This is a genomic window from Subtercola boreus (genome assembly GCF_006716115.1).
Taxonomy (GTDB): domain Bacteria; phylum Actinomycetota; class Actinomycetes; order Actinomycetales; family Microbacteriaceae; genus Subtercola; species Subtercola boreus.
This window is the reverse complement of the sequence record NZ_VFOO01000001.1, coordinates 3,423,564-3,447,739: the sequence shown is the minus strand read 5'-3', so window position 1 is coordinate 3,447,739 and position 24,176 is coordinate 3,423,564. Positions and strand designations below refer to the sequence as shown.

Sequence of the window (24,176 nt, the reverse complement as noted above, 5' to 3'; positions counted from 1 at the left end):
GGGGTGGAACACGGCCTCAACACCTGCCAAGATGCGTGACTATGACCACGTTCGACGAACGCCTCAACGCTGAGCTCCCCCGTCTCCGTTCCCTCTTCGGCCGCATCTACGGCGACCTGCCGGAGGCGGGCCGCGCGCTCGACGGACTCGTGCAGGACCTCCGCGCGTCCTGGGACGCGCGGCCCGCCGAGCTGAAGGCCCTCGACGACGAGCGCGAGGCCGACCCCGACTGGTTCGCCTCGAACCAGATGCTCGGCGGGGTCTGTTACGTCGACCTCTACGCCGGAACGCTCGACGGGGTGAGGGCGCGCATCCCGTACTTCCGGGAGCTCGGGCTCACCTATCTGCACCTGATGCCGCTGTTCCTCGCGCCGGCCGAGAACTCCGACGGCGGCTACGCGGTGTCGAGCTACCGCGACATCCGCCCGGATCTCGGCACGATGGCCGACTTCACCGCCCTGGCGGCAGAGCTCCGGCGGAACGGCATCTCGCTGGTGGTCGACTTCGTCTTCAACCACACCTCGAACGAGCACGTGTGGGCGAGAGGCGCGCTCGCGCGCGATCCGCTCTACGACGACTTCTACCTCATCTTCGACGACCGCACGATGCCCGACCGGTACGAGCTCACCACCCGCGAGATCTTCCCGGATGACCACCCCGGCTCCTTCGTACCGCTGGCCGACGGGCGCTGGGTGTGGGCGACGTTCCACTCGTTCCAGTGGGACCTGAACTACCGCAACCCCGCCGTCTTCCGGGCGATGGCCGGGGAGATGCTGTTCCTCGCGAACCAGGGGGTGAACATCCTGCGGATGGACGCCGTGGCTTTCATCTGGAAGCAACTCGGCACCACGAGCGAGAACCTGCCCGAGGCGCACCTCCTGCTCCAGGCGTTCAACGCCGTCTGCCGGATCGCCGCGCCCTCGCTGCTGTTCAAGTCGGAGGCGATCGTGCATCCGGATGACGTGGTGGTGTACATCCGGCCCGATGAATGCCAACTGAGCTACAACCCGCTGCAGATGGCTCTCATCTGGAACTCTCTCGCCACCCGCGAGGTGAACCTGCTCGCGCAGGCGCTGGAGCAGCGGCACAACCTGCCCCCGCACACGGCGTGGGTGAACTACGTGCGGAGCCACGACGACATCGGCTGGACGTTCGCCGACGAGGATGCCCGGCAGTTCGGCATCGACGGGTACGAGCACCGCCGCTTCCTGAACGCGTTCTACGTGAACCGGTTCCCCGGCAGTTTCGCCCGGGGCGTGCCGTTCCAGGACAACCCGCGCACCGGCGACTGCCGCATCTCGGGCACGACCGCGTCGCTCGCGGGCCTCGAGGCCGGCGACCCCGGGGCCGTCGACCGGATCGTGCTCGCCCACTCGATCATCCTGAGCACCGGCGGCGTGCCGCTGATCTACCTCGGCGACGAGGTCGGGCAGCTGAACGACTACGGCTACCTCGACGTGCCGGGGCACGCAGAGGACAGCCGCTGGGTGGGCCGGCCGCCCTACCCGGCCGAACGGTACGCCACCCGCGACGACCCGGAGACCCGGGCGGGCGAGCTGTTCGCCCGGTTCCGCGGCCTCATCGACGTGCGCCGCCGCACGCCGGCCTTCGCGGGCGGGCAGCTGACCGCGTTCCACACGCAGAACCCCCACGTGCTCGGCTACCAGCGCGGCGAGGTGCTCGTGCTCGCGAACTTCTCCGAGCACGCGCAGACGCTCGACGCCGAGAGGTTCGGCGGGCTGTCGGCCGACCGGACCGACCTCGTGACCGGCCGGCCCATGCCGCTCGGGGCCGGACTCACCCTCGCCCCCCACGAGTTCGTCTGGCTCGCCTGAGCCAGGGCGAAGCTGGGCACCCCGCCCGGCATGTCAGGTGTAGCGAAGTGCTACACTCAAGCCATGAAGACGATGCCCACCCGAATCGACGGCGAACTGTTCGAATCGGCGAAAGCGGCCGGCGAAGTGCAGAGCCGCAGCGCCGCGCAGCAGCTCGACCACTGGGCGCGCATCGGGCGTGAGTTCGAGTCGTCGCCGACCGTCACGCACACGGCGATCACGGAGGTACTGGCCGGCGTCTCGTCATACGACGATCTCCGAGACAGCGAACAGGCCGTCGTCCGGGTCGCGTGGAACGACCGTGTCGCCGCCCGGATCGCCGAACTCGACTTCACCGACGAGCTCCTCGAGGCCGGTCTCCCGTGGGCCGAGGCGGATGCTGACGGCAACGTCATCATGGTGAACCACCGGCCAGAGCACGGTGGTACGGCGCACGCGAACGGATCACTACCCGGCGCACCCGCCGCCGCCTCATCCGCCGCGTGAGCTCACCCGTTCTGCACGTGCTCGCGGGACCCAACGGCGCGGGCAAGTCGACGTTCGTCCGCGCGGTGCTGCAGCCGGTCACTCACCTCCCCTTCATCAATGCCGACGAGATCGCGGCCGAGCGGTGGCCGGGTAGCGAAGCCCAACACGCCTACGATGCGTCAGCGGCCGCCTCAATCGAGCGTGAGCGGGCGTTCGCCGGACGGCATTCATTCATCACCGAGACCGTTTTCAGCCACCCCAGCAAACTCGAACTCGTTCGGCTCGGGGCAGCAACGGGGTATCTCGTGGCCCTGCACGTCATCCTCGTGCCCGAAGACGTGACCGTGCGGCGCGTTGCACACCGAGTGACGCGGGGTGGGCACACCGTGCCGGAGGCGAAGATCCGCGAGCGGTACCGGCGACTGTGGGGTCTTGTCGCGGAAGCCCGGTCCCTCGCCCACAGCACAACCGTCTACGACAACAGCCGTGCCACAGACCCTTTCGAGGTCGATGCACGATACGAACGCGGCCGCCTCATCGGCTCCGCCGCCTGGCCATCGTGGACCCCGCCGGCGCTGACGTCGTAACAGTGTCGCAGGGCCACCGGGCGCGGCGCGCGGCTAGGCGTTCGGGATGAGGGTGTACTTGGTCGAGAGGTACTCGCGGATGCCCTCCGAGCCGCCCTCGCGGCCGAGGCCGGACTGCTTGACGCCGCCGAAGGGTGCCGCGGCGTTGGAGAGCACCCCCACGTTCAGGCCCATCATTCCGGTGTCGAGGCGGTCGATCATCCGCTGCCCGCGGGCGAGCGATTCGGTGAAGACGTAACTGACGAGGCCGTATTCAGTGTCGTTCGCCAAGCGCACGGCCTCATCCTCGTCAGAGAACTCGACGATCGAGAGCACCGGGCCGAAGATCTCCTCGCGCAGGATGTCGCTGCCGGCCGTGACGCCGGTGATGACGGTGGCCTCGTAGAAGCTGCCGTCGCCGTCGACCGGATGCCCGCCGGTGCGAACCGTGGCACCCCGTGACACGGCATCCGTGACGAGCGCGTCGACCTTCGTGACCGCCGCGTCGTTGATCAGCGGGCCGACGGTGACGCCCTCTTCGGTGCCGCGGCCCATCCGGAACGCGGAGACCCGGGCGGAGAGCCGCGTGGCGAACTCGGAGGCGACGGAGGTGTGCACGATGAACCGGTTGGCGGCCGTGCAGGCCTGCCCGATGTTGCGGAACTTGGCCGCGAGCGCGCCCTCCACCGCCTTGTCGAGGTCGGCATCCTCGAAGACCACGAACGGGGCGTTGCCGCCGAGCTCCATCGAGATGCGGAGCACGTTCTGGGCGGACTGGCGGATGAGCTGCTGCCCGACACCGGTGGAGCCTGTGAAGCTCAGCTTGCGGAGGCGCGGGTCGGCGATGATCGGGTCGGAGACCGCGCTCGTGGTGCTGGTGGTGAAGACGTTCAGCACGCCCTTCGGGAGGCCCGCCTCTTCGAGCAGCGACGCGAGGAGCAGGGTGGTGAGCGGGGTGAGGGAGGCCGGTTTGACGACAGCCGTGCATCCGGCGGCCAGAGCGGGAGCGATCTTGCGGGTCGCCATCGCGAGCGGGAAGTTCCAGGGAGTGATGAGGAAGGCCGGGCCGACCGGGCGCTCGGAGACGATCATGGATCCGGTGCCCTCGGGGTTCCGGCCGTAGCGGCCGCCGATGCGTACGGCCTCCTCGCTGAACCAGCGAAGGAACTCGCCGCCGTAGGTGACCTCGCCGCGGGCCTCGGCGAGCGGCTTGCCCATCTCGAGCGTCATCAGCAGGGCGAAGTCCTCGCGGCGCTCCTGCAGGAGGTCGAAAGCTCCGCGGAGGATCTCGCCGCGGGCGCGGGGTGCGGTCTCGGCCCATTCGTCGGCAGCCGCCACGGCGGCGTCGAGCGCGGCGAGTCCGTCTTCGGCGCGGGCATCGGCGATCGTTTTGATGACGAGGCCGGTCGCGGGGTCGTGCACGTCGAGGGTGGCGCCGGCCCGGGCATCCACCCAGTCACCGCCGATGAAGAGCTGCGAAGGGACGCGCGCGAGCAGGTCGGCTTCGAGCGAGTCGGGTGAGGAGGAGGGAACGGGGGTGGGCGTGGAGATCGTCATGGGGTTTCCGCTTCGTTGGTGAGAGGGGAGTTCTCAGAGCCAGGGGTCAATCAGGATCTTGCCGTCCACCTGTCCCGCGGCCAGGCGATCGAGTTGCGCCCCGAGCTCGTCGAGCGGCACCACCCGTTCGACCAGTTCCGCGCCGAGCATGGTGGTGGCGAGGATCGCGAGCGCCGCAGGGAGGTCGGTCGCGCAGACATGCGCGAGAGAAGAGTCGAGCGTGATCTCACGGAATACCAGCGAGTGCACGTCGAGGGTCGGCTGCACCTTCGGCAGCCCGACGGCGAGCACGCGGCCACCGTTCCGCACCAGGGAGACGGCCGCCGCGAGCTGGCCGGGCGCACCGCTGGCCTCGATCACCACATCGGGACGTCGGCCGCCGAACGACGCCGGAACGTCGGCGGCGAGCTCCTCCGAGGGGCTGACGACGTGGTCGGCACCGAGCCTCAGCGCGCGCTCCTGCTTGCGGCCCGCGAACTCGACGACGGTCACCTCCACGTCGACCAGGTGCGTGAGGCCGGCCAGCACGAACGACGCGATCGCGCCGCCGCCGATCACGAGCACCCGGTCGCCGTCCACCGCACCCGATCGACGGGCGGCATGGATGCCCACAGCCAGCGGCTGCGCAAGACCCGCGACATCGGGCGAGACACCGTCGGGCACGGCGGCGAGGGTGCGTGCCGGTACCGAGACATACCCGCCCATGCCCCCGTCGAGACTGAGCCCGAGCGTGTAGTAGTTCTCGCACATGTTCGTGCGGCCCTCCCTGCAGCGCGCGCAGTCGCCGCACCAGACGCCGGCGCCGCTCGCCACGAGGTCGCCCACGGCGAGGGAGGCGGCGGCCGCGACATCCAGAGCCTCGCCGGTGCCGGCCAGCGACGTACCGGGCAGAGACGATTCGGGCAGCGAGACGATCTCGCCGACGAACTCGTGGCCGAGCACCATCGGGCCGTGGTGGTGGGTCACGGGATGCGTGCCCTGCACGGGGAACACCTTCGGGCCGACCGACCACTCTGTGGCATCCGTGCCGCAGATGCCCGACCGCAGCACCTTCACGAGCACCTCGCCGGGGCGGGCCGACGGCACGGGAACCGACGAGATGCGGATGTCGTGCGGCCCGTGGTAGACAGCCGCCAGCATGGTGGAGGGCTCGACGGACGAAGTGGTGCCCGTCATCCGAGGGCCTCGAGCTTCTTCTTCCGCGAGCGGGCGACGGAGTACAGCACCGCCGCCGCGAGGATCAGCACGCCCTGGAAGATGTACTGCCACATCTGGGAGAGCCCGAGGAAGGTGGTCGCGTTCAGCACCTGGATCAGCAGGATCGAGCCGAACAGCGTGCCGATGAACGTTCCGCGGCCGCCGAGCAGCGAGGTGCCGCCGAGCACCACAGCCGTGATGCTGGTGAGCGTGTAGCTGACGCCCTGCGCGGGGTCGCCCACGCCGATCTGAACCATCAGCATGATCGCGCCGAGGAAGGCGAAGATCGAGGTCAGCATGTAGGCCAGCACGACCGTCTTGTTGATGTTCACGCCGATGCGGCGGGCCGACTCCTCGCTGGACCCGGTCGCGCGGAGGCGCCGGCCCCAGCGCGAGCGACGCAGGGCGAACTCGAGCGCGACCGCCACGACGACCAGCACGATGAAGGCGATCGGCACGGGTCCGACCTTCGTGGTCATCACCGCGGTCATCCCTGCGCCGATGTAGCCGTCGGGCGAGTCCCGCAGCAGGAAGCTGAGGCCCTGCAGGCCGATGTAGAGCGTCAGGGTCGCGGCGATGGCGGTGAACTTGCCGAACCGGATGAGCGCACCGTTCACGAACCCCGTCGCTATCGCAATGACGAACATCAGCACCAGGCCGAGCGCGACGATCGAGAGCGGTTTGTCGTCGTTGAAGAAGAACGAGCCGACCACTACCAGGAACCCGGCCAGCGGCCCGACGGACAGGTCGATGCCGCCGATGATGAGGGCGATCGTCTGGCCGAGCGCGATGAAACCGAGCGCGGCGACGAGCGTCAGCACCGAATAGATGTTGAAGGCCGAGAGGTACCGGGCGTTCTGACCGAAGATGAAGGCTCCGAGCAGCACGATGATGCCGATCAGCAGCACCGTCGGCGCATAGTCGCCCTGCACGAAACGGCCGAAACCCTCCGACCGTACCTTTGTGCCGGCCAAGGGCCGCTGCTTGCGGATGGTCGGAACCTCGACCGTGTGCGTGGTCGAACTGACGGCCGCACGGACGATGCGTTCCTCGGTGATGTCGTCACCCACGATGAGGTCGACCGCGTGGCCGCGCGACATGACGATCACCTGGTCGCAGAGGCCCTCGAGCTCTTTGGCGTCAGAGGAGGCGATGATGACCGGGATGCCCGAGGCCGACACCTGGCGGAGGATCTTGTAGATCTCGAGCCGGGCCCCGACGTCGACGCCCTGGGTGGGTTCGTCGGCCACCACGATGAGCGGCTCGCTGAGCAGTGCCCGAGCCATGACGACCTTCTGCTGGTTGCCGCCGGAGAGAGAGGAGACGACCGCGTCCATCGCGGGCGCCTTGACGTTCAGCGAGTCGAGCGTGCTGCCGACCTCGGAGACTTCACGCGATGTGCTGAGGAAGAGGACCTTCTTGAACTTCGAGAGCGCGGAGACGGCGGCGTTCTCCTGCACGGTGAGGGTCATCATCAGGCCCTCGCGGTGCCGGTCGGCCGGCATGTAGCCTGCGCGGTGCAGCAGTTCGCCGGGGGTCACGGCCCGGTCGCCGACGGTCGCGGTACCGGTGAACGGCTCGAGACCGGCGAGGGCGCGCAGCAGTTCGCTCTGGCCGTTGCCGACGACACCGGCCACCCCGAGGATCTGGCCGCGGGTCGTGGAGGCGTTCACGTCGGCGAACCCGGCGGCGGTGAAGCCATCCAGCACGAAGTTGACGGGCTCGTCGCCCGTGGGCTCATGCTTCGGCGGGAACGTCGACTCGAGCTTCCGGCCCACGATCAGGGCCAGCAGTTCGTCGTCGGTGATCTCCGCGACATCCGCCGTTCCGCGGAAGCGGCCGTCACGCAACACGGTCACCCGCGTGGCGAGCTGGCGCACCTCGGCCATGCGATGGGTGATGTAGATGACGGAGGTGCCCTCGGCGACGGCCGAGCGCACGCGGGCGAACAGCAGGTCGACGGAGTCCTGGCCGAGCGGGGCGGTGGGTTCATCCAGCACCAGGATCTTCGGCTTCAGCGCGAGCGCCTTCGCGATCTCGAGCAGGTGCTTCTGGGCCACAGTGAGCGACTCGACACGATCCCGGAGGTGCGCGGTGAGGCCGACCTCGGCCAGCATGCGGGAGGCCGTCTGCTCGACGCTGGATGCGGCATCCACCCGGAAGGCCGACGCCGGCAGCGCCACCTGCAGGTTCTCGAGCACGGTCATGTCGGGCAGCACCGCGGGGTGCTGGTGCACGATGGCGATTCCGGATGCGGCGGCGAGCGCCGGCGACAGCACGTCGATGCTCTCGCCGCCCACCCGGATGGTTCCGCTGTCGGGCTGCACCGTGCCGGAGGCGACGTTCATGAGCGTCGACTTGCCGGCACCGTTCTCCCCGAGGAGGGCGTGCACTTCCCCGGGGAGAACGTCGAACGAGACGTTCTCGAGAGCAACGACACCGGCGTAGGTCTTCGTGATGTCGCTGAGCGACAGTGTCGGCACCGACAGCATCACGGGGTCTTCCGCCTGGACGTACGTCTGATTGTTCACGAGTTCACCTTTGGTTCTTGTGCAGCGTGGATCGTTCTACTTCTTCAGGAGTGCGGCCTGGTCGGCAGCGGGCATCTCGGCCGAGAGGAAGATGTCGCCCGGCAGGTCGGTCTTGCACTCGACCGGGTTGGGGGTGCTCGACACCGAATCCTCGAACATCGGGGCCTCGAACTTCGTGGTGGTCGGCAGCTGGCCGCCCGTGGCCTTCGCCACCGCGTACTGCACGGCGAGTCGCACGTTGTCGTTGCCGGTCGCGACCGTCATCATCTTGAAGTCGGGGTTCGCGGCCTTGTTCTGCTCGTAGAAGCAGCCGAGCGAGTTGCCGTCGGTGGTGACGAGGGCCGGGATGCTGCGACCGCTCTTCTGGAACTCGGGCAGAGCCCCCAGGAGAGACGGGCCGAAGTCACTGACGATCACGTCGATCTTCGGGTTCTTGGCGATCGCCGCCGTCAGAACCTGCTGCGAGAGGGCCGGGTCCCAGTTGGTGGGCTCTAACGGGGTCTCGCCGACGAACGTGTACTTGGCGGGGTCGAGGATGCCGGTCATGGCGTTGTACTCGTCCTCGCCCTGGCTGTTGCCCTTCGGCCCGCTCATGAAGAGGATGTTGCCGCCGTCGGGCAGGTTCTTCTGGATCCAGGCGGCCCAGTTGGCGCCGTCCTGGCTGAAGTCGGCGCCGATCCAGGCGTCGTAGTCGACACCGTCCTTGCCGCCCGGGTTCACGCGGTAGGGCACGGTCACGACACCGGCCTGGTAGGCGCTCCGCAGTGCGGGCAGCATGGCCTCGCCAGCATCCGGGAACACGACCAGCGCGTTCACGCCCTTGGCGACCATGCCCTGGATGTCGGAGATCGACTTCTGGGTGTCGCCCTGGCCGTCGGCGTACTCGTACTTCGTGACACTCGGGCACTTCTTCACCTCGTCGGCACCGGCCGCCGTGGTGATCAGGCGCCAGCTGTTGCCGCCGAAACCGTCGAGCAGGCCCAGGGTGATCTGCTTGGGGCCGCACCAGGAGGGTGCGCCCGCGACGGTACCGGTGGGCACGGGTTCGTCAGCGCCGGGGGCGCCGCTGCTGCAGGCCGTGAGTGCGACGGCGCTCAGGCCGAGGGCGACTGTGAGGGACAGGATCCGCTTGCGAATCATCATTCGTCGTTCCTTCTACTTGGTGCGGCTTCTCTGCCGCAGGGGGGTGTGTGACTGCTCTGTCAGGTGGTGCTGTGTGTGGTGGAGCTGCGTGGGTGGTGCTGTGTGTGGTGGTGCTGTGTGGTTGATCCGTCAGGCTGGCGAGGGGGTGGGCTTGGGCTTGGTCGTTCGGGTTCTGCTGCCGAACCGGGCGCGCACACGCGACCAGTCGATTGTGTAGAGCGCGACGCCGACGGCGAGCGCTGCAGCCTGAACGAGTGTGCGCACGGCATACGGCACACCCACGGCGAGATTGAACTGGTCGAGCTGGCTCAGGAAGACGGCCGCGACCACGGTGGCGAGCGGGAAGCCCCGGCCGCCGAGCAGTGAGGTTCCGCCGAGCACGACGACCGCGACGGCGGGGATCAGGTAGGTGTTGCCCTGGAACGCTGTGGGCTGGGCCGTGATGCCGGCCAGCAGGATGCCCGCGATGCAGTAGAGCATCTGCCCCCAGACATACGCGGCCGTCTGGTGCACCCGCACCCGGAGGCCCGTTGCCCGCGCCGCGATCGGGTTCGCACCGATCGCCTCGAAGCGGCGGCCGGCGACCGTCTTCTTCACCAGCACGATGACGATGACGGCCACGGCCGCTGCGAAGAACACGGAGTTCGGGATGCCGAGCGAGAGCCCACCGGCGACGGACTGGAGCAGCCGGGTCGTGGTCGTGGGCGAACCGCCCGAGATGCCCAGCACCGCTGCAAAGAGCAGAGCGTTGGTGCCGAGAGTGGCGATGATCGCGTTCAGGCCGAGGCGCCCGACGAGGAAACCGTTCAGCAGTCCGGCCGCGGCTGCGAAACCGAAGGCGAGCAGGATGGCGGGTACCAGCAGCGCGTTGTCGCCGTTCGGGATGCGGCTGACGATCACGATCGCCAGCGAGACGGCGCCGGGCACCGACAGGTCGATACCGCCCTGCTGCACGACGAGCATCTGGCCGAGGCCCACCACGGCGAGCACCGAAGCGAACGGGAGCATCCCGAGTACGGCACCCTGTGAGAGGCTCGACGGTGCGAGCACGGCGCTCGCGACGAGGAGGATGACCAGCGCGACGCCGACCGTGATGAGGCCTTTCGACGCGCGACGACTCGGGCGCTTCAGACCACTGACCTGCCGCTCCATTGCGTACATTCCTACTCCCGTTGCTGTGGGTTGAGACTCTCGACGATGAGCTACAACGTTGAGTGTAGCTTTACAGACTGCCCCGTTGTTCACAAGGGCTTGTTGACTCTCGATTCAGATTCGTGCAGTACAGGTGTACATTTTGAGGGATGCATCAACAGAGAGGTCGAACCATCGTGACTGACACCCCCACCACCGGCAGGCAGGCGCTCGTCGTCGGCGCCACCGGTATCGCCGGCCAGAGCGTCGCCCGCCAGCTGGTCGACCTCGGCTGGAGCACCTACGGCCTCTCCCGCGGGGGCGCCGAACTCACGCCCGGGGTCATCCCCGTTGCCGCCGACCTGCTCGATCCCGCCTCCCTCGCCGCCGCCGTCGCCGGGCTGGCCCCCGAACTCGTGATCATCACCGCGTGGATGAAGAAGGACACCGAAGCCGAGAACATCGAGGTGAACTCGGCGACGGTGCGCAACATCCTCGCCGCCCTGTCGCCTGCGGGATCTGTGCGCCACGTCGCCCTCGTCACCGGGCTCAAGCACTACCTCGGCCCGTTCGACAACTACGCCACCGGAGTGATGGCCGACACCCCCTTCAACGAGGACGAGCCGCGCCTGTCGTCGCCGAACTTCTACTACAACCAGGAAGACGAGGTGTTCACCGCCGCGGAGCGCATGGGGTTCACCTGGAGCATCCACCGGGCCCACACCGTCTTCGGCTACGCCGTCGGCAACGCGATGAACATGGTGCTCACACTCTCGGTGTACGCCACGCTCTGCCGCGAACTCGGGCTGCCGTTCATCTTCCCCGGCTCTGCCACGCAGTGGAACGGCGTCACGGATGTCACGGACGCCGACCTGCTCGCCGAGCAGCTCATCTGGGCCGGCACCACGCCCTCGGCTGCGAATGAGGCCTTCAACATCGCCAACGGCGACGTGTTCCGCTGGCGCTGGATGTGGCCGCGCATCGCCGAACTCTTCGGCGTGGAACCTGTCGGCTTCGACGGCGAACCCCGCCCGCTCGACGGCCGCATGGCGGGCATGGAGGAAGCCTGGGCCGCCATCGCTCTCCGCGAGGGCCTGGCCGAACCGGACATCACCCGCCTCGCCTCGTGGTGGCACACCGACAGCGACCTCGGCCGCAACATCGAGGCCTTCACGAGCATGAACAAGAGCCGCGACGCGGGCTTCCCGAACTACCGCACCACCTTCGCCAGCTTCGCCGACAAGGTCGCCCGCTACCGCGAGGCCCGCATCATCCCGTGACACCGGCCGGGCCTCAGCTCTACGGTTGCCACGCTCTTGATTGCACTTATAAGCGCAACCGGTGTATCTTGAACATGTTGCGCCCCAGAGCGCTGCACGATCGGAGAGGCGCCAGTGAGTTCGACCCTCATGTCCAACGGCACCCTGTTGGTCGATGATGGACTGCGCAGAGATGCGGGAGACTTCGTCGAAAGCGCCCAGGACCGTACCGTTGTCGGGCTTTCAGCCACGCTCAGCGACGGCAGCGTCGTGGCACTTCCCGCCAGCCTCGCTACGTTCGTCAGTCAGGTTCTGCGGGGGCTCACTCACGGACCAGTGAGCGTGACCGCTATTCCCACCGAGCTCACATCGACTTCCGCCGCCGAGCTCCTCGCCGTATCCCGACCGACTCTGATGAAGTGGGTGAAGGAGGGAACGCTGAGTTCACGCATGGTCGGCTCGCACCATCGCTTCGATACTCGTGAGGTGATGGCCCGCGCGCAGGCTCGTCGGGCGGCCCGCGAGGAAGCGTTCGCCGACCTCCGCGCACTGGAGGAAGCATTAGACGACTGAAACTCATGTTTGCCCAGTAGTCTTCACGGGTGCCTCATCGCGTCTTCCTCGACTCCAACGTGCTGGCCAGTCGCACGGTGCGCGATTGGATCCTGCTGTGCCGATTGCGCACTGGCGACATGTTCCAGTTGCACACCTCGCTCGACGTGCTCGCCGAAACCATTCGTGTGGCACGCAGGCAACATCCGCGGGCTGACGGCGGCGTGATCTCGGAGATCGACCGCAAGATCCGGGCGGTTCTCGACGAGATCATCGAGGACTTCCCCGGGGATGTCGACTTCGTCGGAAGCGATGAGCACGATCAGCACGTGAACGCCGCGGCGACACACGCACGCTCCGACATCCTCGTCACCGACAATGTCCGCGACTTCGGTGAGGCAAAGCTCCTGCCGTACGACGTTTACTCCGCCGACGCGTTTCTCTGCCTCGTCGATGACGGAAATTCTGCTGCCGTCCGTGGTGTGATCCGCGAGCAGGGGTCGTACTGGCAGGCATGCGAGAGAGAAGGGCGGGCGACGAAGGGGCTGGAGGAAGCCCTTCGGCGAGCGGGCTGCCCTGACTTCGCCGACCGCGTTCGAGAACACCGCTGTGAGCCACTTGGCGCGCAAGCGTGAAGACGCGCGCCGAAGGCGGTGGGCGCAAAGATCGCCGCCCTCGGCAGAGAGCCGCTCAGCGGGGGCGGCTGGAGGGGTGCAGGATGCTGGTGCCGAGATCTGAGGAGAGAAGGGCGGCGGCCGCGTCGGCGATGACGGTGTCGCCCTGGGCGCGGGTGATGCGGCTGGAGGTGATGAGGGTGGCAGTGCCCTGCATGGTTGCGGCAAAGAGGAGCTTGAAGCGGGTGCGGAGCTCTGAGGGCGAGTCGCCGGGGACGGCAGGCGCGCCAGGCTCGGCAGGGCCGGCTGGCATCGCACCATTGAGGGTGTCGAAGAGGTGCGCGGCCGCGGCCTCGAGCGCCGGGGTGGGGTGGTTCGTCTTCGCCGCGAACATGAGCTCCATGAGGGCTGCATCGTCGACGCCGAAGTCGACGTAGGCACGGCCGACGCGGCGGAAACGCTCCTCGAACGCGCCCGGGGTCGCGATCGCCACGGCGACCTGCTCGGTCAGCCGGTTGAAGCCCTGCTCGGCGAGGGCGTCGAGCAGGGCTTGCTTGTCGATGAAGTGGCTGCGAGGAGCGCCGTGGCTCACGCCGGCCTGGCGGGCGAGCTCCCGCAGCGAGAGGCCGTCGACTCCGCTCTCGCGCAGTACCTTTTCGGCCTGCTCGAGCAGCACGGCGCGCAGGTTTCCGTGATGGAAGGGCCGCGACGTCATGGCCTCAGTCTACCCCAGGACTAGACATTGACTATTTACTAGACACTGCCTAGTCTAGCGATATGACTTCCTCCATAGAGCCGAAGACCTTCCTTGTTTTCGGCGCCACCGGGCAGACCGGCCAGCACTTCACCTCGCTCGCCCTGCAGGCCGGGCACAGGGTGCGGGCGCTCGCCCGCACTCCTTCCAAGCTCAGCTCCGAGCATCCGAATCTCGACGTACGCAAGGGATCGGTGAGCGACGCGAACAGTGGCGTCGACCTCGACGACCTCGTTGGCGGCACCGATGTTGTGGTGTCGATGCTCGGCGACGTCGAGATGCAGAGAGAACGCAAGGTCAACACCGAATTCGTGCAGCGCCTGGTGCCCGCGATGCGCAGGAACGGCGTGAAGCGCTTCCTCTATCAGGCGGGTGGGCTGAGCAAAGCCCCGGGCCGGCCACTGTCACCGGCTCTCTGGGCGATCAGGAAGACCATCGCTCGCGGATACGACGGCCAACACCGGGACAACGAAGCCGTGATGGAGTACCTGACAGACGAGGCACCCGACATCGAATGGATGGTGCACCGAGCCGGCATCGGATCGAATGGCGAATCGAAGGGCGTTCTCGAACGATCGACCCGCCGCCCGAGCATCGGCACCTTCGCGGACTGCGCCGCCTACAACCTGCGCACCGTCATGGATGCCGCGGCCATCCACACCTGCGATTTCAGCATGTACCGGAAGGCCTGACGGCGCAGTTCAGGTGGTCGGGGCGACGGGGAGCCAGACGCGCATGGTGGACGGGCCGCGATTCGCCCACGCGAAGTAGGGGGTGAGGGCTACCTCGGCCGCCCGATCCGGAGCGGGAGAGCCGGCGGCGGCCGCGGCGGCGTACGGCCAGGGCCGCGCGTCGGCATCCTCGTCGGCGCGGAGGGCGATGGAGGCAGTCGCACCGGTCGGGGTCGAGCGGAGGGGCCGAGTGAGGTCGAGTTCGGCGTGCTCGGTGCTCGCCGGGCCGCCGGAGGTCCCGGCGGACAGGTCGGGCAGGTCGGGCGACTCGAGGGCCAGCACCAGGGGTCCGCGTTCGACGGCGACGGTTCCGCGCACGGCGTCGATGCGGGGGTGCGGATGCACGATCCGGGGCTCCATCGGGAGGTGGAGGGTGAACACCTCACCGGCCGCGAAGGTGCGTGCGACGACGACCGAGCCGCCGGCGGTGCGTGTGGTGGCACCCGCGACCGTCAGGGTCGCGGCATCCTGGGCCCAGGCCGGGACGCGCAGAGTGATGGCTGCCGTGACAGGCTCGAGCACGGTCACCGAGACGTCGCCGGCGAAGGGGTAGCCGGTGCGCACCTGCAGGGCGAGCACGCGCCCGTCGGGGAGGGTCGTTCGGATGCTCGCGTCCCCGTACTGGTGCAGCTGCACCCCGATGGCGTCGGCGGTCGCGAAGTACAGCGCCACGCTCGCGAGGGTGCGCGCCACGTTCGTGGGGCAGCACGAGACCTCGAACCAGGGTGCGCGGAGGCTCGCCTCGGCCCGCTCGCTGAGGACGTCTTCGGGGGGCGAGGCGCCGGCGGTGCGCTGCTGCAGGGGGTTGGTGTAGAAGAAGGCGCGGCCGTCTTCGCGCGGGGAGGCGAGAACATTGTTGAGCAGGGTGCGCTCGATCAGGTCGGCATAGGCCGTGTCCCCGGTTTCGAGGAGCAGTCGCCAGCTGAGCATGACCGATCCGATGCCGGCGCAGGTCTCCGAGTAGGCCCGGTCGGCGGGCAGTTCGTAGTCGTCGCCGAACGCCTCGTCCTGGTGATGGGATCCCATGCCTCCCGTGATGTACGTGCGCCGCGAGACGGTGTTCCTCCACTGCAGCGCGACGGCGTCGGCGAGGGCACGGTCGCCCGTCTCGGTGGCGACGTCTAGTGCCCCACTCGCGAGGTAGAGGGCGCGCACGGCGTGGCCGCGCAGCACCGTCGCATCGCGCACGGGCACGTCGTCCTGGAAGTATTCGTGCCCGAACAGGACGGTGGTGGCGAGCAGGCCGTTGCCGCGGCGCTCGATGAAGAGGCGGGCGAGTTCGAGGTAGCGCGGCTCGTCGAGCGCTCGCGAGAGTTCGGCGAGCGCGACCTCGATCTCCGGATGCCCGCAGATCGCCGAGCGCCCGTCGGGGCCGAATTCGCGGTACACGTGGTCGGCGAGCCGCCGTGCGACGTCGACGAGTTCGTCGTCGTGTCCGCCTCGAAGCCGGGCGACGGCCGCCTGGAACAGGTGGCCGAAGCAGTAGAGTTCGTGGCCCCACTCGAGGTTCGAGTAGCGGGCGGGCTGCCCGGGATGCCCGAAGCTGGTGTGGAGGTAGCCGTCGGGCTCCTGCGCCGCAGCGACCCGCGCGACGAGGGCGCGGTAGCGGGCATCCAGAGCCGGCGATGGGCGACGGGCCAGCTCCCAGGCCATCGCTTCGAGCAGCTTGTAGATCTCCGAGTCGACGAATTCGATACCGGAATGGGCTCGCCCGACGGTGCCGTCGACGACGCGGTCGAAGTTGGCGCTCCAGCCGATGCGTTCCATCCAGGTCTCGCAGTGGGCGAGGATGACGTCGGCGTTCAAGGCCTGGCGCTCGCCCCAGAATCCGCCGTCGATGCTGATCTCGTCGGGGCCGAGCGGGCGGAGGCGGGAGCGGGAAGGCGCGACGGGTCCACCGCGCAGGGCCGTCGCCGACGCGACGGCTGTCGGGGCGGGCACGGTGACCGCGACATCATGGGACAAGGGACACCTGTGCTTCTTCTCGGAGGAAAACGGGAATGTGTTCGAGGGGCGCATCGACGACAACCGTCTGGCCGCCAGCGAAGACCGCACCCGAGTTGGCATCGATCCAGCGCCCGGTTCCCGGCAGGTAGACCGGGCGGGAACGCTGGCCTGCTTCGGTGACGGGGGCGACGAGGATGTCGGGGCCGAAGAGGAACTGGTCCTCGATCATCCACGCCGCCCGATCGGACGGGTAGTCGACGAACAGCGGCCGCATCGGGGGCAGCCCCGTTTCGGCGGCGAGCCGCATCTGGTCGTGGATGTACGGGCGGAGCCGTTCACGCAACTCCAGCACGCCCGTGAGGATCGGCAACGCATCCTCGCCGAACGACCAGAGCTCGTTGGGGCCGCCGGTCATCTCGTGACCCGTCGGCGTGCGTGGTTCGCGGTCGCCGTGCAGCCGGAACAGCGGGCAGAACACTCCGTACTGGAACCACCGGATGACCAGCTCCCGGTATGCGGGGTCGGAGGCGTCGCCGCCGTGGAATCCGCCGATGTCGGTGGTCCACCACGGGATGCCCGAGACCGCGATGGCAAGGCCCGCCCGCACCTGCTGTGCCAGCGAGAGCCAGGTGGCCGGGATGTCGCCCGACCAGACGGCGGCACCGTACTTCTGGGATCCTGCCCACGCGGAACGGCAGAGCAGCACGGTCGGCTGCTCGCCGGCGGCCGCCATCCCCTCGGCGAAGAGCCGGGCGTTGTCCCGCGGGTAGATGTTGGCGACCTCCGCCCCGGGACCGGCATAGAGGCGCATGTTCGCCGGGTGCGCGGGGTTCAGTTCGGGTTCCGAGGCGTCGAGCCAGAAGACCCGGATGCCGTGGGCGAGGTAGTTCTTCGCCACCAGGCCCCAGACGTAGTCGCGGGTCTCGGGATTGGTCGGATCGTAGAAGCCGACGGGCATCGGGGTCTGCATGCCCTTGTCCTGGATGGTCTGCAGGAACTCGACCCCCTGGTCGGCGCCGACGAGCAGGCCTTGATCGCGGTAGTCGGCGAAGTTCTCGGAGAGCGGGGAGATGGTCGGCCAGATGGAGACCATGAGCTCGACGCCGAGCGAGCGGAGCTCGGCGACCATGCTGGGCACGTCGGGCCACTCGTTCTCGTCGAAGCGGTAGTCGCCCATCGCCGACCAGTGGAAGAAGTCGGCGACGATCACCGAGAGCGGAAGGCCGCGGCTCGTGTGTTCGCGGGCGACGCCCAGCAGCTCGCTCTGAGTGCGGTAGCGGAGCTTGGACTGCCAGAACCCGCTCGCCCACTCGGGGAGGTCGGGCGAGTGGCCGGTCGCGTCGGCGTAGCGCGCGAGCTGGTCGGCGGGGGTCGGGGCGGCGGTGATCCAGTAGTCGATCTCCCGGGCCTGGCCGGCCTGCCAGCGCGTCGCGTTGGAAGCGAAGTCGACGCGACCGACCGCGGGCACGTTCCAGAGCAGGGCATAACCGCGGGAGGAGAGCACGAACGGGATGTTCACCTCAGCATTCCGTTGCACGAGGTCGAGCGAGAGCCCCTTGATGTCGAGGCGGCCGTGGGTGCGCTGGCCGAGTCCGAAGAGTTTCTCGTCGTCGTAGGCGCGGAACTGCTGGTGCACCTCTGCGGCGCCCGAGTTGTTGCCGAGGAAGACGCGTGCCCCGGGCATCCAGAAGTGTTCGCGGCTCTCGGCGAGCAGTTCCCGGCCGGTGGCGGTGTCGGAGAAGGTGAGGTGCGGCTCGGGGTAGGGTTCGGCCTCATCGAAGGCGACCGTGACGGTGAGGGCGCCGTTGACGAGGGTGGCGCGAGTGGGGGCCGTGGTGATGGTGACGGCGGGCGAGACATCCGGAGCCACCTCGGCCAGCGCCCCTGCACTTTCGCCCGGCAGGCGGTAGAGGGCCGCTCGCACGCGGGCGCTGTCTGCACCCCACGCCTCGATGAGGAGCACCTCGTGCCGGTGACGCACTTCGAGGGCGCGGCCGAGATTCAGGAACCTGACCATCAGTCCTTGACCGCCCCTGCTGTCACGCCGGCGGCGACGTAGCGCTGGGCGACGATGAGCAGCACGGCCGCAGGGATCGACGCGACCACGGCTGTGGCCATGATCGAGTTCCACTCCTGGTTGTTGTTGCCGATGTACTTGTAGATGCCGAGCGTGATCGGCTGGATCTTGCCGCCCCCGTCGAGCGTGGACGCGAAGATGAAGTCCGACCAGGCCCAGAGGAACGCGAACAGCGACACCGTCACGACAGAGTTGCGGCTGATCGGCAGCACCACCGAGCGGAACGTGCGCCAGTACGATGCGCCGTCGATCTTCGCAGCCGACATCAGCTCATCGGGGATCGCCGACATGAACGCCGTGAACAGCAGCACCCCGAACGGAACCGCGATCGTCGAGTCGGCCAGGATCAGCCCGGGAATCGAGTTCAGGATGCCGAGGTTCAGGTAGATCGCATAGAACCCCATTGCCATGATGATGCCGGGGATCATCTGCGCGATCAGGAAGACGAAGCTGACCGCTCCACCGCCGCGCGGACGGAGCTTCGCCAGCGCGTAGCCGGCCGGGGCCGCCAGCACGAGCGTGAGCACGACCGTTCCGAGGCCGATGACGAGACTGGTGCCGAGGTAGGGCAGCTGCTGCGAGAGCACGGCCTGGTAGCCCGAGAAGGTCGGGTCGAAGGGGAACCAGTTGGGCGGGCTCTTCCGCATGTCGGCGGTCTTCGTCAGGGAGACGTTGATCATCCAGTAGATCGGGAAGAGCATGAGCGCTGTGAGCACGACGCCGATGAGCGTGAAGTACCAGGTGGGGCGCTTCCGGCGCCGGGGGGCCGGTCGGTCCTCGGCGGCTGTGCGCGGGGCGACAGAGCTTCGCGGTGTGGCCACAGCGGTCATCGCCTGGCCTCCCTTCGCTGCAGGTAGATGTAGATGAGCCCGAAGATGAGGGCGACGACGATCAGGATGTTGCCGACCGCGGCGGCGGGGCCGAAGCGGGGCAGGGTCGAGCCGAAGCCGAGTTGGTACGACCAGGTCGAGAGGGTGGTCGAGGAACTCGCCGGCCCGCCCTTGGTCATGATCCAGATGATGTCGAACACCTTCAGGGTGTAGACGAGGCCGAGCAGGATGGTGATGGCCGAGACCGGGCGGAGGAGCGGAAACGTGATGCGCCAGAACTTCTGCCACGCATTCGCCCCATCGAGTGAGGCCGCCTCGTACAGGTCGGCCGAGATGTTCTGCAGGCCGCTGTAGAGAATGACGAGATTGAAAGGAATGCCGATCCAGATGTTGGCGATCGTCACCGAGACCAGGGCCCACTGCGGCGAGGTCAGCCAGTTGATGCTGCCGATGCCGAACGATTCGAGGAACGAGTTGACGATGCCGGAGTCAGAGTTGAGCATCCATGACCAGGTCGACGCCGACACGATGAGCGGCAACAGCCACGGCACCAGGAACAGCGCCCGGAGCGTCGACGACAACCGGAAGCGGTTGAAGAAGAACACGGCCAACGCCATGCCGAGACTGAACTGCAGGAGGATCGAGACCAGCACGAAGAACCCGGTGTGGAAGATCGCGGGCCCGAACGTCGGGTCGGCGAAGACCTTCAGGTAGTTCTCGAACCCTACGAAGGGCGCGTTGCCCTGCACGAACGACCGCACCGTGTAGTTCCGGATGCTCAGGTCGATGTTCTTGTAGAGCGGGAGGGCGTAGAACAGCCCCAGGTAGACGACGACCGGCGCGAGGAACGCCCACGCCGCCCACTGCGTCGACCGGGGGCGACGGGAGCGGATGCGCCCGGTGCTGCCGGCGCCGGCGGAATCTCCTCTACCGCCGCGCCCGGCCCGGGCGGGCGCCGCCGCCCCACCCGTGTTGACGGGTGAGGCGGCGGCCTTGTGCGTGAGAGTCACGATGGGTTGCCTACTGCGCTGCCGCAGCAGCGGTCTGGGCCGCCTTCATCGCATCGGCCGGGGGCTGGCTCCCCGAGAGGGCGTTCTGGAATCCGCCCCACATGGCCTGCGAGATGACGGGGTACTTCGTGCCGAGATTGTCACTCGTACGACCGCGGGCGGCTGCGACGGCGGCGACCCACGGGGTCAGTTCGGCGTTCGCGGCGACCTGTTGCGTCTGGACGGTGGCGATCGGTGCGACGTACGACAGCGTGGTGTCGGTGGTCAGCAGGTTCGAGTCGCTGGTGAGGCAGGAGATGATCTTCTCCGTCGTCGCATAGCGGCCCGTGTCACTCTGCACGGGAGCGGAGACGAACTCGCCGCCGGTCGGTGCGGCAGCGGATCCGCCCGACTTCGCCGGAATCGGGATGACCCCGTAGTTGAGCCCCGACTTGTCGGCGCCGGCGAGCTGCCAGGTGCCGTTCTCAGAGAAGGCGAAGTTGCCGGTCAGGAACTCCTGCCAGCTCGTGGTCTGGGTGTTGTTGATCACCGAGTTGGGGGCGTAACCCTGCTTGACCCAGTCCGTCCAGAGCGTGGCCGCGTCGACGGCCTGGCTCGAGCTGAGGTCGGTCAGTTCGGCCCCTGCTCCCCAGAACCAGGGGAGGAACTGGAAGCTGCCCTCTTCTGTACCGATGCCCGAGAAGGTGATGCCCTGCTTGCCGGAGGCGGTGACCTTGGCGAGCGCGGCGTTCAGTGACGTCCAGTCGGTGACGCTCGCGATGTCGACGCCCGCCGCAGAGAGAATGTCTTTGTTGTAGTACAGCGCCAGCGTGTTCGCCCCGATCGGAACGCCGAACGTGTCACCGTTGCTCTGGCCGGCAGCGAGGATGTTCTTCTCGAAGTTCGTCGTGTCGAGTCCGAGATCTGCGGTGGTGGTCAGGATGCCCGCGTCGGCGAGAGTCGACACCACGGGGTTGTCGACGACCAGGATGTCGGGCGAGCTGCCCTGCTGGCCGGCCAGGAGGGCCTTGCTCGTGAGGTCGGAGGTGTCGTACCCGGTGCGCTCGATCGTGACACCGGCGTCGGTGCCGCACTTCGCGACCAGCTTCGACCAGTCGGCCGTCTCATCGAACTGGGGGTACGGATCCCAGAAGGTGTAGGTTCCGCCGGCTGCGGCGGCATCGGTCGACGTCGACGTCGAATCCGAGCCTGACGAACAGGCGGACAGTGCCACCAGGGCGGTGATCGAGAGAACGGCTGCTGCTGCGAGCCGGCCCCTCTGTGCGGAGATGTTCACGGTATTCCTCTCTGAATGTGACGTGTTCACACGGTGTCGGTCATTTCGTACCGAAAGACCGAAAGTAGTTTCGGGAATGACTCTATGGCGGTCGGATGCCCGCGTCAAGAACAATTTTCGGCCCTGTGGCGACGGAAAGCTGGTGCAGACACGACGACGTTTTCGGTAAGGTTTCGGTAAGACCCGGGCTGGTTCGCGGGGCACGAGCCGACGATGGAGGTGGGCGATGGACGGCAGGAAGCGCGGCACCGGCGCGACCACGCTGACCGATGTCGCCCAGCTCGCCGGGGTCTCGCTCGCCACCGCCTCGAAGGCGATGAACGGCGTCAGCCAGGTGCGCGCCGAGACGCGCCAGCGTGTGCTCGACGCGGCGGCCACCCTCTCGTTCACACCGAACCCCTTCGCGAAGGCCCTCAACTCCGCCACCACCGGCACCATCGGCATGCTCACCCAGGACCTCGACAACCGCTTCGTGCTGCCCGTGCTGCTCGGCGCCGAAGACGCGTTCGGTGCCGGCTCGACCTCGGTGCTGCTGGCGGATGCCCGCAGTGACTCGATCCGCGAACGGCACCAGCTCGGCATGCTGCTGGCGAAGAGGGTGGATGGCCTGCTGGTCGTCGGGCGCACGACGAACCCCCGGGCATCCCTCACTGCCGGCCTGAAGGTACCGGTGGTGTACGTCTACGCCCCCTCCGACGACCCCGCAGACCTGTCGTTCACACCCGACAACTTCGACGCCGGGCGGCAGGCCGTCGATCACCTGCTCTCGCGGGGGCGGCGGCGGATCGCGTTCATCAACGGCGACCCGTCGTACTCGGCCGCGCAGGATCGCGTGGCGGGAGCGACGTCGCGACTCGCGGAGGAGGGCCTGTCGCTCGTCGGCGGAGCGGACCTGTTCGGGCCGTGGGGCGAACGGTGGGGGCGGCGCTGCACGGAGTCCCTCGTCGAATCGGGCGTGCAGTTCGACGCGCTGCTCTGCGGCAGCGACCAGCTCGCCCGGGGCGCCCTCGACCAGCTGCGCGAGAGCCGGCGGAGCGTTCCCGACGACGTGGCCGTGATGGGCTTCGACAACTGGGACCTGCTCGCCGAAGAGGCGCGCCCACCTCTCACCAGCGTCGAGATGAACCTCGAGCAACTGGGCCGGTCGGCCGCGCTCGAACTCGTGGCGGCGATCGGCGGCACCACCGCACGGGGCGTCCGACGCGGTGCCGTGCGCGTCGTGCCGCGCGAGTCGACGGGATCGTGGCTTCACACCGACGGCGGCGGCACCAGCGCCGACACCGGCACCAGGGAAACGGGCACCTCATGACGAATCCCACGCCGCGGCGACCCGACGTGACGACCATCGAGATCGTCGGTGGCGCGGAGGCGCTCACGGTTTCGCTGCACGACCCCGACGACCGGTGGGCGGGCCTCTACCTCGACCACCGGCGGCGGATCCTGGATGCCCTCCCCGAGTCGAACGTCGGTGTCGAGCACATCGGTTCGACGTCGGTACCGGGCCTGGCGGCGAAGCCGATCATCGACATCGTGGTCGTCGTCGACGACATCACCGCCGAAGAGGACTACCTCGACACGCTCCTGGCCGCGGGCTACGAGCGTGTCCGGGAGCCCGCGCATCGCCTCGTGCGCACCCCCGCCCGCGACGTGCACGTGCACGTGCTGGAACGGGGCGACCCGGCCGTCGACGAGTACCTGCTGCTCCGCGACCACCTGCGCCGGGACGCCGCCGACCGCGCCCTCTACGAGAACACGAAGCGGGCCCTGCTCAGCCGCCCGTGGAACGACATGAACGACTACGCCGACGCCAAGACCGAGGTGATCCTCGCGATCAAGGCCCGTGCCCGCGCCGCCCGCGTGCCCTGAACCGTCTTTCCGGACTCCTTCCCTGTCGCGACCGCTGGGGCGACAATGGGGCATGACCCCACACTTCGAGAACGCAGAATCCTACGACCGCTTCATGGGTCGCTTCTCGGCCCCGCTGGCGAAACGCTTCGTCGAGGCGATCGCACCGACCGACGGGGATCTCGCGCTCGATGTCGGGTGCGGCCCCGGAGCTCTGACGAAGGAGCTCATCGATGCGCTCGGAGCAGGCCAGGTCAGTGCCGTCGATCCGTCGGAACCGTTCGTGAGCGCGGCGCGATCGCGATTTCCCGGCGCGGACATCCAGATTGCCCGAGCCGAGTCCCTGCCCTACCCCGATGACACTTTCGACCTGACACTCTCGCAACTCGTGATCCACTTCATCGCCGACCCTGTGGTCGCCATCCGGGAGATGGCGCGCGTCACCCGGCGGGGAGGACGGATCGCGGCCAACGTGTGGGACTTCAAGGGCAGCCGGGGACCTCTGGGGGTCTTCCAGCAGGCGGCGCTCGATCTGGACCCCGCGGCATCCGTCTCTGAGATCACGCGGGGCACAGGCGAAGGAGACATGCTGGAGATGGTCACCCGCGCCGGCCTGACCGACGTCACTACGGGTGAGTTGACCGTCGACATCACCTTCCCGACGTTCGCCGAATGGTGGGACCCCTTCACCCTCGGCATCGGTCCCGCCGGTGCCTACGTCGTCGCCCTCGAACCGGATCGGCGTGCTGAGCTCGAGCGCCACGCGCGCACATTGCTCCCGGCCATCCCCTTCACGATCGACGCCACCGCCTGGACGGTCATCGGGCGCACGCCGCGCTGACCAGTCCCGCGG

At 68.2% G+C, this 24,176-nt stretch carries 21 protein-coding genes; 10 read left to right on the top strand and 11 right to left on the bottom strand.

All coding sequences use genetic code 11. The features are described from left to right. The first annotated feature begins 41 nt into the window (after nucleotides 1-41). From FB464_RS16135 to FB464_RS16125, 3 genes are all read left to right on the top strand, one after another. Nucleotides 42-1,835, top strand: a complete 1,794-nt coding sequence (locus tag FB464_RS16135; protein ID WP_116416127.1) for an alpha-amylase family glycosyl hydrolase — start codon at nucleotides 42-44, stop codon at nucleotides 1,833-1,835. A gap of 63 nt (nucleotides 1,836-1,898) precedes the next feature. Then, nucleotides 1,899-2,321, top strand: a complete 423-nt coding sequence (locus FB464_RS16130; RefSeq protein ID WP_116416128.1) for a TA system antitoxin ParD family protein — start codon at nucleotides 1,899-1,901, stop codon at nucleotides 2,319-2,321. After that, on the top strand, nucleotides 2,318-2,890 hold the full coding sequence (locus FB464_RS16125) for an ATPase (protein WP_211327420.1): 573 nt from the start codon (nucleotides 2,318-2,320) through the stop codon (nucleotides 2,888-2,890). The genes FB464_RS16130 and FB464_RS16125 overlap by 4 nt, the downstream gene beginning before the upstream one ends. A gap of 33 nt (nucleotides 2,891-2,923) precedes the next feature. On the opposite strand, the gene FB464_RS16120 is transcribed toward FB464_RS16125, so the two are convergent. The 5 genes from FB464_RS16120 to FB464_RS16100 all read right to left on the bottom strand — a co-directional run bounded on the left by FB464_RS16120 (nucleotide 2,924) and on the right by FB464_RS16100 (nucleotide 10,449). Then, nucleotides 2,924-4,426: an NAD-dependent succinate-semialdehyde dehydrogenase gene (locus FB464_RS16120; protein ID WP_116416130.1), complete on the bottom strand. Its 1,503-nt coding sequence runs from the start codon at nucleotides 4,424-4,426 to the stop codon at nucleotides 2,924-2,926. Nucleotides 4,427-4,459: 33 nt separating this feature from the next. Then, on the bottom strand, nucleotides 4,460-5,602 hold the full coding sequence (locus FB464_RS16115; protein ID WP_211327421.1) for a zinc-dependent alcohol dehydrogenase: 1,143 nt from the start codon (nucleotides 5,600-5,602) through the stop codon (nucleotides 4,460-4,462). Further along, the gene (locus FB464_RS16110; protein ID WP_246093102.1) at nucleotides 5,599-8,154 is read right to left on the bottom strand and encodes an ATP-binding cassette domain-containing protein; all 2,556 of its coding nucleotides are present in this window, start codon (nucleotides 8,152-8,154) and stop codon (nucleotides 5,599-5,601) included. Before FB464_RS16110 ends, FB464_RS16115 begins: the two co-directional genes overlap by 4 nt. A 36-nt stretch (nucleotides 8,155-8,190) precedes the next feature. Then, nucleotides 8,191-9,297 (bottom strand): substrate-binding domain-containing protein, encoded by a 1,107-nt coding sequence (locus FB464_RS16105; protein WP_211327422.1) that lies wholly within the window; start codon nucleotides 9,295-9,297, stop codon nucleotides 8,191-8,193. 129 nt (nucleotides 9,298-9,426) lie between these two features. Further along, nucleotides 9,427-10,449, bottom strand: coding sequence for an ABC transporter permease (locus tag FB464_RS16100; protein ID WP_246093101.1), 1,023 nt, complete (start codon nucleotides 10,447-10,449; stop codon nucleotides 9,427-9,429). Between the two features lie 176 nt (nucleotides 10,450-10,625). Here FB464_RS16100 and FB464_RS16095 point away from each other — a divergent pair, with 176 nt between their 5' ends. The 3 genes from FB464_RS16095 (at nucleotide 10,626) to FB464_RS16085 (ending at nucleotide 12,874) form a co-directional block, all read left to right on the top strand. Then, on the top strand, nucleotides 10,626-11,708 hold the full coding sequence (locus FB464_RS16095) for an SDR family oxidoreductase (RefSeq protein ID WP_246093100.1): 1,083 nt from the start codon (nucleotides 10,626-10,628) through the stop codon (nucleotides 11,706-11,708). Between the two features lie 114 nt (nucleotides 11,709-11,822). Then, entirely contained in the window at nucleotides 11,823-12,260 is a 438-nt protein-coding gene (locus tag FB464_RS16090; RefSeq protein ID WP_116416133.1) for a helix-turn-helix domain-containing protein, read from the top strand. A gap of 29 nt (nucleotides 12,261-12,289) precedes the next feature. Further along, a complete protein-coding gene (locus FB464_RS16085; RefSeq protein ID WP_116416134.1) occupies nucleotides 12,290-12,874 on the top strand; it encodes a PIN domain-containing protein in 585 nt (194 codons plus the stop codon). A 55-nt stretch (nucleotides 12,875-12,929) separates the two neighbouring features. On the opposite strand, the gene FB464_RS16080 is transcribed toward FB464_RS16085, so the two are convergent. Further along, nucleotides 12,930-13,568: a TetR/AcrR family transcriptional regulator gene (locus tag FB464_RS16080; RefSeq protein ID WP_116416135.1), complete on the bottom strand. Its 639-nt coding sequence runs from the start codon at nucleotides 13,566-13,568 to the stop codon at nucleotides 12,930-12,932. A gap of 62 nt (nucleotides 13,569-13,630) precedes the next feature. Here FB464_RS16080 and FB464_RS16075 point away from each other — a divergent pair, with 62 nt between their 5' ends. After that, the gene (locus tag FB464_RS16075) at nucleotides 13,631-14,299 is read left to right on the top strand and encodes an NAD(P)-dependent oxidoreductase (protein WP_116416136.1); all 669 of its coding nucleotides are present in this window, start codon (nucleotides 13,631-13,633) and stop codon (nucleotides 14,297-14,299) included. A 9-nt stretch (nucleotides 14,300-14,308) separates the two neighbouring features. Here the strand turns inward: FB464_RS16075 and FB464_RS16070 are convergent, their stop codons facing one another. From FB464_RS16070 to FB464_RS16050, 5 genes are all read right to left on the bottom strand, one after another. Further along, nucleotides 14,309-16,357, bottom strand: coding sequence for a glycoside hydrolase family 127 protein (locus tag FB464_RS16070; RefSeq protein ID WP_116416137.1), 2,049 nt, complete (start codon nucleotides 16,355-16,357; stop codon nucleotides 14,309-14,311). After that, nucleotides 16,293-18,302, bottom strand: a complete 2,010-nt coding sequence (locus tag FB464_RS16065; RefSeq protein ID WP_116416138.1) for a glycoside hydrolase family 31 protein — start codon at nucleotides 18,300-18,302, stop codon at nucleotides 16,293-16,295. The genes FB464_RS16070 and FB464_RS16065 overlap by 65 nt, the downstream gene beginning before the upstream one ends. After that, nucleotides 18,302-19,063, bottom strand: a complete 762-nt coding sequence (locus tag FB464_RS16060; protein WP_342780871.1) for a carbohydrate ABC transporter permease — start codon at nucleotides 19,061-19,063, stop codon at nucleotides 18,302-18,304. Before FB464_RS16060 ends, FB464_RS16065 begins: the two co-directional genes overlap by 1 nt. Nucleotides 19,064-19,188: 125 nt before the next feature. Beyond that, nucleotides 19,189-20,202 carry a carbohydrate ABC transporter permease gene (locus FB464_RS16055; RefSeq protein ID WP_246093098.1) on the bottom strand — a complete coding sequence of 338 codons (1,014 nt, stop codon included), beginning with the start codon at nucleotides 20,200-20,202 and terminating at the stop codon, nucleotides 19,189-19,191. A 10-nt stretch (nucleotides 20,203-20,212) separates the two neighbouring features. Continuing rightward, the gene (locus FB464_RS16050) at nucleotides 20,213-21,478 is read right to left on the bottom strand and encodes a sugar ABC transporter substrate-binding protein (RefSeq protein WP_116416140.1); all 1,266 of its coding nucleotides are present in this window, start codon (nucleotides 21,476-21,478) and stop codon (nucleotides 20,213-20,215) included. Between the two features lie 226 nt (nucleotides 21,479-21,704). Here FB464_RS16050 and FB464_RS16045 point away from each other — a divergent pair, with 226 nt between their 5' ends. Genes FB464_RS16045 through FB464_RS16035 form a run of 3 tightly spaced genes read left to right on the top strand, consistent with a single transcriptional unit; the run spans nucleotide 21,705 to nucleotide 24,164 of the window. Next, nucleotides 21,705-22,787, top strand: a complete 1,083-nt coding sequence (locus tag FB464_RS16045; protein WP_116416141.1) for a LacI family DNA-binding transcriptional regulator — start codon at nucleotides 21,705-21,707, stop codon at nucleotides 22,785-22,787. Then, nucleotides 22,784-23,344 (top strand): GrpB family protein, encoded by a 561-nt coding sequence (locus tag FB464_RS16040; protein WP_116416142.1) that lies wholly within the window; start codon nucleotides 22,784-22,786, stop codon nucleotides 23,342-23,344. The genes FB464_RS16045 and FB464_RS16040 overlap by 4 nt, the downstream gene beginning before the upstream one ends. A gap of 52 nt (nucleotides 23,345-23,396) precedes the next feature. Next, a complete protein-coding gene (locus FB464_RS16035; protein WP_116416143.1) occupies nucleotides 23,397-24,164 on the top strand; it encodes a class I SAM-dependent methyltransferase in 768 nt (255 codons plus the stop codon). Nucleotides 24,165-24,176 lie beyond the last annotated feature (12 nt).